The organism is Synechococcus sp. R6-7 (assembly GCF_047461695.1).
Taxonomy (GTDB): domain Bacteria; phylum Cyanobacteriota; class Cyanobacteriia; order Thermostichales; family Thermostichaceae; genus Thermostichus.
Genome location: NZ_JANSHS010000047.1, coordinates 1 through 13,055, shown reverse-complemented (window position 1 = coordinate 13,055; position 13,055 = coordinate 1). Strand labels below are relative to the sequence as shown.

Here is a 13,055-nt window from a genome sequence, read left to right as displayed (position 1 = left end):
TTTTTCTGGGGGGGCTCAAACCCGGCCTCTTCAGCCACCGGGGCAGGGATCCCTCGTTCCGGCTCCAGAGGCGCGGGGGCAGGCACAACCTGAAAACGGAGACAATTGTTTAACTCGGTTTCGCCGAACAGTTCTGCGATCAAGTCGGCATCTCGGCAGTGCAATTCCCAAAACCCAGGGGTGAGGTGGCTGGCGGGCAAAATAATGCCGATCCCTTCATCGTTGGTGCGCACAGAACGGGTTTGGACCTGTGGAGGAGTCGTGCCGGTGTTGGGGCCCTGATTCTGTGGCCCTAGAGGACGCTGCCGGACTTCCACCGTGATGGTGAAGTGGGGCTGAGGCGAACGGGCAACAATGGTGTAGGTATCTTCTTCCAGAACTGCGCCCTCGGCTGGTACCGGCTGCCAGTCTTCTTGGCCGTCGCGCCGAACCCAGAAATTCAACATGGCTCCATCACCTTAGGTGCTCCGCACTGCTGACCCGAATGGGATGCCAGATACTGAATCAGATCGGCTTGCAAAAGGGTTTGCTGTTGCCCTGTAGGCAGGTGCTTAAGCTGTACCTCTCCGGCTGCAGCTTCCGCATCCCCTAGCACAACAGCCCAAGTTGCGCCGCTGCGGCTGGCCCGTTTGAACTGCTTGCCAAAGGCGCTGCCGCTCAGATCCAGCTCGGTGCAGAAACCAGCTTGGCGCAGCGCTTGAGCGATCCGGAGGGATTGGGCCTCAGCCTTCGCCCCACGGGAGATCACGTAAACCTCGACCGGTGCTGGCGGAGCCTCCCCTTGTTTCTTTTGCAACAGCAGCACCAGCCGCTCCATGCCGACGGCCCAGCCCACCGCTGGGGTTGAAGGCCCGCCCAGCTCTTCCACCAAGCCGTCGTAGCGACCGCCCCCACAGACGGTACTCTGGGATCCCAAGTCAGGTGAGACGATCTCAAAGGCGGTGTCGGTGTAGTAGTCCAGGCCCCGCACCAAGTAGGGATCCAACTGGTAGGGAATGTCCAACATCTGCAGGTGATCTTGCACCTGCTCGAAGAAAGCCCGCGATTCTGGGCTGAGGTAATCCGGCAGCTTGGGGGCCCCCTCGGCAATCTCGCGGGTGCGGGGATCCTTGCTATCCAGAATGCGCAGCGGGTTGCGGGTGAGGCGCTCTTGGGAGTCAGGATCCAGCTTCTCCCGCAAGGGGGTGAGGTAGTCCACCAGGGCCTGGCGATAGGCCCGCCGGTCCTGCGGATCCCCCAAGGAGTTGAGCCGCAAGCTCAGGTTCTCCGCCCCCACCGCCTGCAACAGCTCCCAGGCCAAGGCGATGACTTCCGCATCGGCGCGGGGATCCCGGCTGCCCAGCAGCTCTACCCCCAACTGATGGAACTGGCGTTGCCGCCCCGCCTGAGGACGCTCATAGCGAAACATCGGCCCACAATACCAGAGGCGTTGCACATCTCCAGCCATTTGCAGCCCGTGCTGAATGTAGGCCCGCACCACGCCCGCCGTGTTCTCGGGACGCAGGCTCACCTCTTGCTCGCCACGGGTGCTGAAGGAGTACATCTCCTTGCCCACCACGTCGGTGGCGCTGCCAATGCTGCGGGCAAAGAGTTCCGTCAACTCCAGGATGGGGGTGCGAATTTCTTGGTAGTTGGCCCGTCCCAGGATCTCTCGGGCGCTGGCTTCCACCTGCTGCCAGAGCCGCACCTCCTGCGGCAGAATATCTCGGGTGCCCCGCACCGCCTGGATCATCTCCATTCTCGTTCTCCCTCCCTGGGGTGGGCCTGGCCGCCTGCTATGCCAATGGCTGTTCTCGTCAAAGGACTCCGTCCCGCTGACGCAAACGGCCTAGTTATTGATTATCGGCGACAACACTCCCCGTCGCTAGCGGAGCCAAATGACCCCGATCCAAGCTCGAGTCCAACCAGGAGTAGGTGGCGGCAATTTGGCTGGTGGCAACAACAGCGGCGGTGGTAGCTCGCAAGATGGTAGGGCCAAGGGAGACGGACACTCCCCCATATTCCTCAGCCTGCCGACGTTCGGCAACGGTCCAGCCCCCCTCTGGGCCGATGGCTATGGCCAAGACGGGATCCCTGAGCTTTGGCAGGGCCTGCACCAGCAGGGGGGCGTTCTCGCGCGCCACGGCTATACCCCACCAGAAGGACTCCGTCCGAGTAGCGCGAACGGCTTGCAGCTCCGCCAGCCAACTTGTCCAAGGGGTGGGGGGATCGACCTGAGGCCAGCGCAACCGCTCACATTGTTCTGCGGCCTCCCGCACAATTTTTTGCCAGCGTTCCTGCCGCCCAGATCCCGGTTCCAACACGGTGCGCTCCGTCAGCAGGGGAGTAATGCGCGCCGCCCCCAGCTCGGTAACCTGGCGGAGCACCTCGTCAAACCCCTGCCCTTTGACCACCGCCAAGCCCAGATGCAAAGAAACAGGCAATTCCCGCGGCAGCACCTCCACCTCGCCCACAATTTGGGATCCCTGGGCTTGCCAACGGGCCGCCCACAGCTTGCCTGAGCCGTCCAAAACCAAAAAGAGATCCCCTGGCCTGAGGCGGCGCACCCGCTGCAAGTAGTGCTGTTGCAGACCAGTTAAATGGAGAACACCGCTGGGATCCCGCTGCGCCGGGTCAATCGCCAATCGGGGCAAAGCGTTCAGGTCATGCGTGCGTTCAGACAACACCATTCCCCCCGTCGCCAGAGGGCTGCCACCACCCATTCGTTGGCCTCCAGCATCTCCGCCACCAACTTGGCCTGCTCGATGAGGATGCCGCTGAGGATCAGCCATCCCCCCTCCTTCACCACCAGCCGAAACTCCGGGATCATATCCAGGATCACATCTGCCAGGATGTTGCACACCAGCCCATCCACCATTTCGGGAATCTGCTCCAGGCTGCCCTGAGCGACCACAATGCGATCCGTCAGGCCGTTGAGATCGCGGTTGTGCATCGTGGCTTGCACCGCCAGGGGGTCGATGTCCACCGCAAATACCCGCTTCGCCCCCAGCAGGGCCGCCGCCAACGACAGAATCCCGGATCCACAGCCCACATCGGCCACAGTCACTCCCTCGGCACCCCCGCCGCCCTCCAGGCGCATCTCCAGCGACTCCAGACAGAGCTGCGTGGTGGGGTGAGTGCCCGTGCCGAAGGCCATACCGGGATCCAGCCGCAACAGGTGCCGACCGGGGTGAGGGGGCGGCTCCAGCCAGGCCGGACAAATGAGCAACTTGTCCCCGACCCATTGGGGCTGCCAGTGCTGCTTCCAACTGCTGCTCCAATCTTCCGCCTCTATGCGTTCCCAGCGCAGCTTGGGAACCCGCTGACCGGCAATGAGGGCATCCTGCTGCAGGCGCAGGGAGAGGGCTGCCAAATCCAAGAGGCTGACGTGAGGCCAAGGCAGATAGGCGTGAATGCAAATCTGATCTTCGCCGTGGGCTTGGCTGGTCATGCCCCGACAGCCAAAATTCTCCAGCCGCCAAAAGATCAGGTCTTCTTGGGCAGGGGAGGCGATGAGACTGAGATCCCACCAAGCACCAGCGGGGTCCAGCGCTTGTGCGGGCGAAAACGGAGTGGGATTGGCAACAGTTCTGCTCACAGGGATCCCTTCACAAACCTAAAGGAAAACCAAAGTGATGGCCAACAAGATAGCGCTTCATGTCACCCAGCCGGCCAGCACTCAATGCGGCACTTTAAATTGCAGCGCTCTGCTCAATTCATAGTTTAGGCTTATTCTGGCTATTCTGGGATTGAAAGGCTCACAGCGTCGGTTCAGCAGCGAAGAAGGGAAGGATCCCCCCAATTGGGGGATGCCCCCACTGGCTCCTCAGATGCCCAGCTTAGCCCTATGAGATAAATTGAACTGAAAAGCATTGGACAAGAATTGGATACAGCGTCGACATTCGTTTCGAGCCTCAGTGATTTTGCGGATAAATGAGGTTTGGCTGGGGCGTACTGAGCAACGATGGAGAAAGAGCAATGCAGGTGGCGAGGTCGATGTCAACTGATGAGCAATCAGCACAGCAGGGCACTCCCCAGCCCAAGGTGGCTTCTCTAGGAGTTGCCGGGGATCGGGAAGCGCGGAAGAGGGCTGCCCATGAAGATCTTCAGCCGCTCAAAGTCAGCACCCGCAAGGACTCCGTCCCGCTGACGCGATCCGCTCTGATGCGGCGTTTTAACCAGAGCTTTCCGCCTTTTTACAGCCAGTTTGTCAGCAGCGAGGTGCAGGCCCAAAATCTGCGCTTGGCCTACGCCCTCTACCAAACCCGCAAGGCGGTGGTACAGGTGCAGGACGAAGGTCGCAAGACGGTGGTCTGTCTGGCCTACCGTAATCGACCTTCCCTGCTCAGCGATCTGTTTGGGGTGTTCACCGCTTTTAATCTCTCGGTGCACGGCATCCATCTCTATGGGCAAATCTACTCACCTCACCTGGTGTTTATCCGCACCATCGTCTCCCGCGATGGCCACAGCCTATCTTCCCAAACCAAGCTCAGTCTAGAACGGGCTATTCACGAATGCCTGGCGGGTGTGTTTCGCGTTCATGAAACCTTGGCGCTGGAGTTTGATCTGAAGGCCGGACTAAAAGACGTGCAGGTTTCTTTTTATTTTGACCCGGTGTTTCATTTGCCCACACTTCTGGTGGATGTGGACAACCAGCCGGGCGCGTTTTACCGGGTGATGACGGCCCTCGCGCAGGAGGATTTGACCGTTGTTAACCTCAACTTGATGCTCCGCCGCAAGCAAACGCGCTTTATTTTCTACTTGCTAGGGCCGGATTCAACTCCAACCATGCCGGAGTTCTTAGGGCAAAAATTGGCGTTGAGCATCCAGCAGCGGCTGCAAGGGGATCCCGCCTAGATCTGCACGGGACTGGGAGGCAAGTCAAAAAGGACGGTGTTCATGTAGCGCTCTGCCCAGGCGGGGCCAAAAGCTTTTTCCAAAACGCGGCGGGTGCGGTCGTTCTGCTGTTGCTGGCTGCAATAGCGCTGCTGCCCCTGGTAGTGGGCCAAAATCTGGCCGGGATCCGTCTGTGGGGGGATCTGCTGCGCCAGCCGGCAGTGAATTTCCAGGAAACGGCAGGCAAAGTGTAAAAAGCGCTCGGCCTCTGCTTCGTCGGCAGGACGCACGAACAGACAGTAGGGAGAAAAAATCGTGCCCCACTCCGGCAACCGGCGCCGGTGTTGGAAAGGGACGAGATGGGATCCCAACGCTTCCAGCTCCTGGATATAGAGATCGGGCAAGCTGGGGGTCACCGGCGAGAGATCGACAATGGCGGCGCTCACCTGTCCGCGACCGACCACAATGTCGCAACCGAACAGCGGCAGCGGGTACTGCGGCTGCGGAAACATAACGCAATGGAGAATGTCCAGGCTTTGCCCGGCCTGGGCCAGCTCCAGGTGCAGCTTGCGAAAGGGATCCCCTTGGTAGCAGCGGTTTTCAATTTGCAATTTCTCACCCTCTAGGCGGCCTTCCACGTAGCCCAGATCTTCAGGCAGAGGATAGGGGGCTAGGGTGAGGGTAGATCCCCAAACGTTCAGGATTGCCTCAGATAAGCCCTGAATGAGCGGATGCAGTTGGGCAGAGAGAGCAGGAGCGGTGAACATAAGACTCTAGAAGAAAGGCCAAGAACCCCATCCAACCTTGACCTTGGCTCCATGCCAAAGTGTTATGGGGGAACCGCACCGCTGATGCGAAGGGCTTGGGTGGGATCCCCAAAAATCCCAGAGGCCCTAGCTGGGCAAGGCGTTCTAAAACTGTATGCCTGAAGACGGAAGGGGTGGGATTCGAACCCACGGTGACCTTGCAGTCACAACGCTTTTCGAGAGCGTCACAATCAACCACTCTGTCACCCTTCCAGTCAGCTGTGGGGCTTTACCATCTTAACGGCAAACCGAGTCTCCTGCTTCTTCCCAGCCTCAAAGCCAAGCTTGCTTCCCCCACGGGATGCGGTTGATGGGAAAGTGCTCCGCACCGCTGGCGGGAACGCCCAGATGAGATCATAGGGATATGGCTGCTCTATCCATTCACCACTTTCGCCAGGCCAAACAGGCGGGTCAACCTTTGGTGGCCCTCACGGCTGCCGACTACGCCACCGCTCAGATTTTGGATCAGGCTGGGATCGACTTGATCCTGGTGGGCGACAGCTTGGCCATGACCCACTTGGGGTATACCAGCACCCTGCCCCTGACGCTGGAACAGATGCTCCATCACGCCCAGGCGGTGCGCCGCGGGGTAGAACGGGCCTTTTTGGTGGCCGACTTGCCCTTCTTGACTTATCAAGTCCACAAAGAACAAGCTCTCCTCTCAGCAGGGCGGTTGATGAAGGAGGCAGGAGTCAACGGGGTCAAGCTGGAGGGGGGCTACCCCGACATGGTGGAAACGGTGGCCTTTCTGGTGCAGCGAGGGATCCCGGTTTTGGGTCATATCGGCCTCACTCCGCAGGCCAAACATCAACTGGGAGGCTATCGCCAGCAGGGAAAAACCACTCCGGAGGCGGAGCGTCTGCGACAAGAGGCCCTCAGCCTGGAACAAGCAGGGGCATTTGCCCTGGTTCTGGAGCACATGCCGGCGGAATTGGCTGCCCAAATCTCAGCCCAAGTGGGGATCCCAACCCTGGGCATTGGAGCCGGGCCGGCCTGCGATGGGCAGATTTTGGTCACCCACGACCTGCTGGGGCTGAGCGAGCGGCTCCCCCCTTTTGCCAAGGCCTATACCAATTTGAGACAGGCGATCCGAGAAGCAGTGGAAGCTTTCGCCGACGATGTTCGCCAAAAAGTATTTCCCCCCCGCTGATCCCTTTCAAAATCCGGGCAAAAGTGCTACGCCTACGACACCCTATGTTGCTACGCAACGCTTATGCGAGCCGGAACCGCACCGCTTCCGTCAAGGCTGGGCAAGGATAGGGCGACCTCAGGGATCCCTGAGCAGCACCGTCCCGGTCACCACAGCGCTTTGGCCCAACCGGTCGAAGACCCGCAAACTGACTAGGTAGGAGCCGGGCACCAAGCTCAGGGGAGGACGAATGCGGAAGCGGGTTGTACAAGACACCTCTCCCGACACACAATTCACCTGGGCTGCCGATAGCGTCTGCACCTCGATCCCTGACCACGACACCTGAAACGCCAGCTCCGCCGGGATCCGGCCCGGCACCGATACCGAAACCCCCAGCTCCAAAAAGCCGTTCCGATGTACCACAGAAGGGATATCGCTGCTGGTGATCAAAGGCGGCGGCGGAGTACTGGCCGTCAGCGCATCGGCACCACAACCGACCAAGGCCACGCCCAGCAGGCCCAGCGCCCATCCCCAGGATTTGGATCCCAGCTTCATCACAGGGTTCATCTGAAAACTCACCTTCTCAGTATAGAGGGCGGGGGCAACAGAGTTAGTGTTGGTTCTGGGAAAAGCTAAAAATTTACACTACAGATAGTGGCGAGCTGGATTTTCATCCAGACCATCTGCTACAGTAAGGCCCATAACCTGTCGAGCAGCCTGGATATGGAAGGGGAAGAAGAGCTAAAAGCTTTGCGGGCGCGTGTGCGCAACTTAGAGCGATCCCTCGCCGAATCGGAAGCGCTGTCATTGCAGCAGATTGAGTGCATCCATCGCCTGGAACGTCAACTGCTGGAAGCGCAGGCACAGATTCAAGAGCGGGATCAAGCTTTGCAAGCGTGTCAAGAGGAGAAAGCGCGGCTGGCCCAGCGCCCTACCCCAGAGGCTTTTCAGCTTCAGCAACAGCACATCGAAGAACTGCAGAATCTCCTGTGGGAAATGGAGCGCCGTCCAACGCTGGAGCACTACCACATTCTGCAGCAGCAGTTGCAAACCAGTCAGACGGAAATTGAAACCCTCAAGGCGGAATTGCAGCGGCGCGTCGATCCGGCCCGATTTTACCAACTGCAGCAGGAGCTCCTGGAGCTGAAACAGCAGGCCAACCAATTGGGAGAATACGCCGTCAAGTTGCCGCAGGTGCAGCTTTTGCAAGCCCAACTGCAGCTCCGTGTACAGCAGCTAGAGGAGGAAAAAGCACAATTGCAAGCGCAAATCCAAGAGTTGGCTGCTCGACCTTCTGCACAAGAACTGGAAACCCTACGGGCGGAGCTAGAGGCTGCCCACCGCCAAGCGGAAGCCGAATGGCAGCGTTTGAAGACCCATCTGGAAACCGAAAAGGCACACATGGAAGCTGACCTGAACACCGCCCGGCAACGTATTCGCGAACTGGAAGAGCGTCCTACCCCAGAGCAATGGGCACGCTTGCAGGCGGAGCTGGATCATCTGCGCCAACAGGCCTCTTTTGCCAAGGCCGAGCGGGCCACCTTGCTGGAAGAGCTGCAGCAGAGTCAGCGGCAGCAGGCCGAGCAAGCCCAACAGATTGCCAAGCTGGAAGCGGAAGCAGCCCAGGCCGCCCACCTCAGGGAAACAGAGTCCTCACAGGCGCAGCGAATCCTTGCCCTGGAGGAGCAGGTGCAGGCTTTGACCCGCGAGCTTGGTGCTTTGCGAGCCGAGCGGGATCAGCTCATGCAAGAGTTGGCCCAGCGTCCCACCCTTGCCCAGTGGCAGGAAGTTCAGCAGCAGGTGCAGGACACCCGAGAAAGCCTGGAAGCAGCCCGGCGGGGGCGAGAACTGGCCGAGGCCCATCATCTGGTCAGCCAAAAGCAAATCGAGAAGTTGCAGGAGCAGGTGATGGCTTTGAAAACCGAGTGTGTGCAGGCCCACGCCTACGCGCAAACCCAAGAAAAGGAAGTGGCCCTGCTGCAGCAGCGCAATCAAGAACTGGAAGAGCAACTGGCCACACTGCGTCAGTCGGCCTCCGCTTCCCCTCAGCCAGCGGTTGTCGAGCCCAGGTCGAATCATCGGGCTAGTGCTCCGCACCGCTGGCGCGACCAGGAACGGATTCCTGCCGCGGCTGACGAGTCTGCTCCTTCCCCGGCCACCACCTGGAGAACACCCACCCCAGGGATCCCGCCGCTCACCCTGGACGAGCGGGAAGAAAGTGCCCCGCTCGGCTGGCGCCAACGGACAGAAAGGCTCCTGAAACGCTCCGCTTTGGCCGCTTCACGGGCAGGAGGGGAAACGGGCAGTCGCAACCGGATTGAGTTGCCGACTTTTGTGCAGCGGCGGCCCTACTGAGCGCTCCATTCTCGGGGATCCAACCGTTCTCCAGCTTGAAAACGAGGCCAAGCCCAGCGCAACAGGGCTCCCAGCTGGGCATGAAACCGCTCTGGGGCAAATTGCAGAGCATGGGCCCGAATCCGCTGCGGATCCCATTCCTGTCGATCCGCCTGCCGCAGCCCTTCCACCAGCGCTTCCACACTGGCCTCGGGAATGAGGATGCCGGTTTGGCCGTGGATGACCGTCTCTTGGGCACCTCCCCGGTTGAGGGCAACCACGGGGCGGCCGCAGGCCTGGGCCTCCACTGCCACTAGGCCAAAATCCTCCTCCCAGGGGAACAGCAGCAGCCGGCAATTGGCTAGCAGTTCCCGGAAACGATCGGGGGGCTGATGGGGCAAAAACTCCACCTGCGGCCCCGCCAGTCGCTTGAGCCGAGCCAGCTCCGGCCCTTCGCCCACAACCAGCAGCCGACGACCCAGCCGTTCACAGGCGGCAATCGCCAGATCCACCCGTTTGTAGGGCACCAGTCGGCCTGCCACCAGGTCATAATCGGCGCTGGGATCCGCCACCGGCTCAAACCCCTGCAGCGGAACGGGCGGGTAGATAACAACAGCCTCGCGGCGGTAGAGCTTGGCAATGCGGCGGCGAATGTGCTGGGAGTTGGCGATCAACAGATCTGGACGTTGAGCTGCCAGAAAATCCCATTGGCGCAAGCGGTGCAGCAGCCATTGGCCAATTGCGCCAACAGGCCCGCTTCTCCCCAGCCCTTCTCGCTGCAGATACAGCTCCCGGTTCTCCCAGAGGTAACGGGTGGGGCTGTGGATGTAGCTCAGGTGCAGGGTAGAGGCTCCCGTCAGGATCCCTTTGGCAAAGGCGTGGCTGCTGGAGATCACACAGTCATAGCCGGAGAGGTCGAAGCTCTCATAGGCCAACGGCATCCAGGGCAGCAGATACTTGAGGCGGGCATGGTAATCAGGGCGCAGCACCCCCAGCCACTTGGCCCAGCCTTGCAAAAAGGAGGTGTGAATCGACAGCTCCTGCCAGCTCGGCGGCAGGGTGTGAGCCGAGAAGAGACTAACGTAAAGGGGGGCCTGTGGGGCAAAAGCCACCAGCTCCTGCAAAACCTTTTCCGATCCCCCCGGCCAGATCAGGTACTCGTGCACCAGGGCCAGGCGCTCAGGCCAAGCGGGATCCCGGCTGGGAAGAGTGGGGACAGCCACAGGAAGGGATCCCCAAGGCTCAGGCACTGTCAGGACTTGGCAGAGCGGCGCTTTTTGCCAATTGGGCCGCTCACCTGCTTGGCTTTCTCGTCGATCCGCTCATTGATGTAGTTGTAGATCTCGCGGAAGCGAGGCAGGGCCCGCATCTCCAGGCGACTGCCGTCCTTGAGGGTGAGCACCATGTCTCCCCACACGCCCAAGCCACGGGGCACCATAACCACCTTGGCAATCTCGCCGTAGATTACATCTGAGCGCTCCTTGCCGCCCCATCCCCCAATCACGGTGATGCGACGATTGGTAATCCGATAGTGTACCCACAGCTTACGCACCAGTGCCCCCACAAACAGAGGCAAGCCGACAAGTGTAGCCCCAATGAAGGAGTTCAACACCAAATCGCCACTGTGGGGGCCGCCCTCAAAAAAAACCTCCTCTTGCACCGCCATGCAGAGCACCGTCCGGTTGTTTAGAGTGTTGCCGTTAACGATCTTAAACGATTTCTCAGCTTTCCCCAACTGGGGCTAACGGCAGGTTCGGGATTGGGTCAGCCTTCGGACGGCTTGTAGGGAACGGCAGGTGGCCAAGACCAGGTAAACAAACAACACCATCACCACCACCGCCACCGCTGCGGCTCCGGCATTACCCAGCCAGCCCCACCCTTCCAGCCCCGTCAGGGCCACCAAAGCCCAAGAAGCCGGGTGCAGCATTCCCCCCAACAGGAGAATTTGCGAGAGCATTTGCCCAGCCGTAAAGCGGGATCCCAGCACCACCAGGGCCAGTCCGCCGCCGATGTTGATCAACCCCATGTTGCCCAAAAAGGCGTAGCAAATGTGCCAGGCGTACTTTTGTTTGGGCACCTCCTGCCAGAGGAGGGGCTCGGCAGGGATCCCCGAAGCCTCCTGGGGGGCGAGCGGCAACGGCTGAACTTGGCTGAGGATCCAGCCGAGGACAATGGCGGCAACCAGCATCGCCACGCCCGCCTTCACGTTCAGCTTGCCGGGGATGGTTAGCTCGGGGTGGGCCAACATCGCAGATCCTCCTGCAACCCATCCTAGCCTATCCTGTCTTTGCCCCAAATTGGCCAACAGCCTCAATCCCTTGGATAGAGCAGTGTGCCACAGCGTTTGCAGAATTGGGCATCCCCATCGTGCTGGGAGAGGCCACAGCCTGGGCAGGCCCACTGTACCGAGTTGCCGCTTTTTACCAGTTGCTTGATCAACTCCCCCACTTGCCAAGGGATCAGGGCTATGCCCGTCAAGATCATCAACACTGTCAGCAGCCGGCCCAGCTCAGAAGTGGGGGTGAGATCCCCAAACCCCACCGTGGTCATGGTAACGACGGAAAAGTAGAAAGCATCCAAAAAGGTGGCAAAAGCGCCAGGATTCACTGGATGTTCTACCTGGTAGATCAGCCCAGAGTAGACGAAAACAATGGCAAAGAGGGTGAAGAAAATGCGCAGCAAAATGCGGCTATCGGCGGAGATCACTTGCCCAAACAGGGTTTTGCCCTCCACCAAGCGCAGCAGCCGCAGGATGCGAAACCAGCGCAAGAGGCGGATGAAGCGAATATCGGTTAGCCCGGCAAAAAAAGGCAAAATGGCCAGCAAATCGATGAGTGAATAGAGGCTGAAGACGTAGCGCAGCTTTTGCGGGGCCGCCGCCAGGCGGAGCAGATATTCCACCACAAACAAGCCGAGAATGAGGCGATCCACCCGCTCCAGCCCAAGACGCACCTCAGGGGGAATGGGATAGGTTTCCACCACAAAGAAGGTGGACGAACAGAAAACCAGCGCCGCCACCAGCAAGTTCACCCAGCGGCTTTCCGGGGTGTCTTGATCCCCCCAATAGCGCTGGAGGATCCCAGAATGGGCAAGATCGAGATCAGCTTGGGTGGGGAGAGTGGTCACAAACGGGATCCAGCTGGGAAGATATCGAGAGAGTTTCCTTTCAACGCCCATCAGGCGCATACTAACTAAGCTAATGGAAACTAGCTCACAGAGCGAACTTCCCCTAAGCAAACGTCCAGGCTTTGGGTGTTAATTAGGTGTTGAGTCGATGTTGCCTCCTATCGTACTGGCCTCGCAATCCCCTGCCCGCCGCCAATTGTTAAAGGCTGCCGGGATCCCCCATCGCGTTCAACCCAGCTACTTCGACGAAAGCCAAATCCAGAGCTCTAATCCGGTGGAGCTGGTGCAGAAGCTGGCCTCGGCGAAAGCCGAAGTGGTGGCGGCCCAGCAACGGGAGCCCGTCTTGGTTGTGGGGGCCGACTCTGTGCTCTACCTAAATGGCGAGATCCTAGGTAAGCCGCCCAATGCCCTAGAGGCGGAACGGCGCTTGCGGCAAATGCGGGGCGAAGTGGGAGAGCTCTACACAGGCCATGCCTTAATTGACACGAAGCAGAACCGTCGCCTCACCCACTATGCGGTGACGCGGGTGTTTTTTGCCAAGCCCAGCGACGAGGAAATCCGCGCCTATGTGGCCACCGGTGAGCCGCTCAATTGTGCTGGCTGTTTTGCCATCGATGGTCGTGGCAGCCTGTTTGTGGAGCGGATCGAGGGGTGCCCCGGCAATGTTATCGGGCTGAGTTTGCCCCTGCTGCGGCGCATGATCCAGGAGTTGGGCTATTCCCTCACCGATGCTTGGAGCTAGCCGTCGAGGTGTTGCTTGAGCAGGTCGTTGGCCAGCTTTGGATCCGCCCGTCCCTGGGTTTTTTTCATCAATTGCCCGACAAAGTAGCCGAAGAGCTTGGTTT

The 13,055-nt window shown here is 59.9% G+C and carries 14 protein-coding genes, 1 tRNA gene and 1 pseudogene; 4 read left to right on the top strand and 12 right to left on the bottom strand.

Annotation, left to right across the window (positions count from 1 at the left end):
- The 4 genes and pseudogenes from NW815_RS01960 to prmA all read right to left on the bottom strand — a co-directional run.
- Positions 1 to 446, bottom strand: a pseudogene (locus NW815_RS01960) (hypothetical protein); the annotation flags it as partial.
- Positions 440 to 1,738 carry a histidine--tRNA ligase gene (gene hisS, locus NW815_RS01955; protein WP_414388852.1) on the bottom strand — a complete coding sequence of 433 codons (1,299 nt, stop codon included), beginning with the start codon at positions 1,736 to 1,738 and terminating at the stop codon, positions 440 to 442. The gene hisS and the pseudogene NW815_RS01960, both read right to left, overlap by 7 nt.
- Positions 1,739 to 1,832: 94 nt before the next feature.
- Positions 1,833 to 2,669, bottom strand: coding sequence for a 16S rRNA (uracil(1498)-N(3))-methyltransferase (locus NW815_RS01950; RefSeq protein WP_414374168.1), 837 nt, complete (start codon positions 2,667 to 2,669; stop codon positions 1,833 to 1,835).
- Positions 2,639 to 3,529 carry a 50S ribosomal protein L11 methyltransferase gene (gene prmA, locus NW815_RS01945; protein WP_414344762.1) on the bottom strand — a complete coding sequence of 297 codons (891 nt, stop codon included), beginning with the start codon at positions 3,527 to 3,529 and terminating at the stop codon, positions 2,639 to 2,641. The genes NW815_RS01950 and prmA overlap by 31 nt, the downstream gene beginning before the upstream one ends.
- A gap of 446 nt (positions 3,530 to 3,975) precedes the next feature.
- Here prmA and NW815_RS01940 point away from each other — a divergent pair, with 446 nt between their 5' ends.
- Positions 3,976 to 4,836, top strand: coding sequence for a hypothetical protein (locus tag NW815_RS01940; protein WP_414388853.1), 861 nt, complete (start codon positions 3,976 to 3,978; stop codon positions 4,834 to 4,836).
- Here NW815_RS01940 and NW815_RS01935 read toward each other — a convergent pair.
- The gene (locus NW815_RS01935) at positions 4,833 to 5,582 is read right to left on the bottom strand and encodes a phycocyanobilin:ferredoxin oxidoreductase (RefSeq protein WP_414344751.1); all 750 of its coding nucleotides are present in this window, start codon (positions 5,580 to 5,582) and stop codon (positions 4,833 to 4,835) included. The genes NW815_RS01940 and NW815_RS01935 overlap by 4 nt on opposite strands.
- A gap of 165 nt (positions 5,583 to 5,747) precedes the next feature.
- A tRNA-Ser gene (locus NW815_RS01930) sits at positions 5,748 to 5,834 on the bottom strand.
- Between the two features lie 151 nt (positions 5,835 to 5,985).
- On the opposite strand from NW815_RS01930, the gene panB reads away from it, so the two are divergent.
- Positions 5,986 to 6,771 carry a 3-methyl-2-oxobutanoate hydroxymethyltransferase gene (gene panB, locus NW815_RS01925; protein ID WP_011432343.1) on the top strand — a complete coding sequence of 262 codons (786 nt, stop codon included), beginning with the start codon at positions 5,986 to 5,988 and terminating at the stop codon, positions 6,769 to 6,771.
- A 117-nt stretch (positions 6,772 to 6,888) separates the two neighbouring features.
- On the opposite strand, the gene NW815_RS01920 is transcribed toward panB, so the two are convergent.
- Positions 6,889 to 7,317, bottom strand: a complete 429-nt coding sequence (locus tag NW815_RS01920; protein ID WP_414390348.1) for a hypothetical protein — start codon at positions 7,315 to 7,317, stop codon at positions 6,889 to 6,891.
- Positions 7,318 to 7,404: 87 nt separating this feature from the next.
- On the opposite strand from NW815_RS01920, the gene NW815_RS01915 reads away from it, so the two are divergent.
- Entirely contained in the window at positions 7,405 to 9,105 is a 1,701-nt protein-coding gene (locus tag NW815_RS01915; protein ID WP_414415656.1) for a hypothetical protein, read from the top strand.
- On the opposite strand, the gene NW815_RS01910 is transcribed toward NW815_RS01915, so the two are convergent.
- From NW815_RS01910 to NW815_RS01895, 4 genes are all read right to left on the bottom strand, one after another.
- The gene (locus NW815_RS01910; RefSeq protein ID WP_414390343.1) at positions 9,099 to 10,307 is read right to left on the bottom strand and encodes a glycosyltransferase; all 1,209 of its coding nucleotides are present in this window, start codon (positions 10,305 to 10,307) and stop codon (positions 9,099 to 9,101) included. The two genes, NW815_RS01915 and NW815_RS01910, sit on opposite strands and share 7 nt — an antisense overlap.
- 29 nt (positions 10,308 to 10,336) lie before the next feature.
- Entirely contained in the window at positions 10,337 to 10,750 is a 414-nt protein-coding gene (locus tag NW815_RS01905; RefSeq protein WP_011432347.1) for a PH domain-containing protein, read from the bottom strand.
- Between the two features lie 75 nt (positions 10,751 to 10,825).
- On the bottom strand, positions 10,826 to 11,332 hold the full coding sequence (locus NW815_RS01900; RefSeq protein WP_011432348.1) for a hypothetical protein: 507 nt from the start codon (positions 11,330 to 11,332) through the stop codon (positions 10,826 to 10,828).
- Positions 11,333 to 11,394: 62 nt separating this feature from the next.
- Complete coding sequence (locus tag NW815_RS01895) at positions 11,395 to 12,210, bottom strand: ion transporter (RefSeq protein ID WP_414390341.1); 816 nt, start codon at positions 12,208 to 12,210, stop codon at positions 11,395 to 11,397.
- A 148-nt stretch (positions 12,211 to 12,358) separates the two neighbouring features.
- On the opposite strand from NW815_RS01895, the gene NW815_RS01890 reads away from it, so the two are divergent.
- Positions 12,359 to 12,952: a Maf family protein gene (locus tag NW815_RS01890; RefSeq protein ID WP_414390339.1), complete on the top strand. Its 594-nt coding sequence runs from the start codon at positions 12,359 to 12,361 to the stop codon at positions 12,950 to 12,952.
- Here the strand turns inward: NW815_RS01890 and NW815_RS01885 are convergent.
- A partial coding sequence (locus tag NW815_RS01885) for a hypothetical protein (RefSeq protein ID WP_414415657.1) occupies positions 12,949 to 13,055 on the bottom strand: 107 nt, incomplete at its 5' end. The genes NW815_RS01890 and NW815_RS01885 overlap by 4 nt on opposite strands.